This is a genomic window from Pseudoalteromonas sp. SG45-2, assembly GCF_014164115.1.
In the GTDB taxonomy this organism is placed as follows: domain Bacteria; phylum Pseudomonadota; class Gammaproteobacteria; order Enterobacterales; family Alteromonadaceae; genus Pseudoalteromonas; species Pseudoalteromonas distincta.
Map to the genome: position 1 here is coordinate 1 of NZ_JACJEO010000060.1, position 804 is coordinate 804.

Genomic DNA, 804 nt, shown 5'->3' on the forward strand with positions numbered 1-804 from the left:
ATCAACTTGAGTTAGGGATGCCGCTTCATCAACTTCAACATCAGCTTGGTCACAGTGACATTAGAACCACGCAAAGTTACTTACACTGGTTACCTGAATTAGGGCATGGTGGTATTGATTTACTCACAAGTTGGGGAAACCAATGAGCGGCTTGCATCTCGCTGATATTTTAAATTCTGGCCTTGGGAATTATCGGCAGCACCACATAATGAGTTATCAGCAGTTACGAGTCTGCCAACACCTTCAATCATGCAGAACGGGACAGCTCGGTTATCAAGCATGGCAATGTGATAACTGTAGTGAAGTACAACAAATTGGATGTAGCTGTCGAGATCGGCATTGCCCACGTTGCCAAGGTATGGCAACGGCTAAATGGGTGCAAAGACAACAAGAGGATTTATTATCGTGTCGCTATTTCCACCTTGTTTTTACGCTCCCGCATGAGTTAAATATCATTGCGCACTACAACCCAAACGCGCTGTATCAATGTTTATTTAAAGCCGCATGGCAAACGCTGTGTAAATTTGCGAAACGAAAGAGGCATGGCCAGCTAGGCATGACAAGCGTACTGCATACGTGGGGGCAGAACTTAAGTCAGCATATTCACCTGCATTGCTTGATACCCGCAGGCGCGCTTGATAAAGCGCACTGGCATGAAATAGAAAAAGGCTATTTATACCTGTCTCTTATACACAAATCCCTGCTAAGAAATTAGCGGGGATTTTTTTGAACTAAATCTCAATGTCATGATCAGATCTTCAAATCTTGTTTGAGGGCACATTATGATTAACGAACATACTCATT

1 protein-coding gene and 1 pseudogene are annotated in these 804 nt (G+C 43.4%); both read left to right on the forward strand.

Features of this window, described 5'->3' with window-relative positions; genetic code table 11:
* Positions 1–146 (forward strand): annotated as a pseudogene (locus H5116_RS20445) (site-specific integrase); the annotation flags it as partial.
* Complete coding sequence (locus H5116_RS20075; RefSeq protein ID WP_259398895.1) at positions 143–715, forward strand: transposase zinc-binding domain-containing protein; 573 nt, start codon at positions 143–145, stop codon at positions 713–715. The pseudogene H5116_RS20445 and the gene H5116_RS20075, both read left to right, overlap by 4 nt.
* Positions 716–804 lie beyond the last annotated feature (89 nt).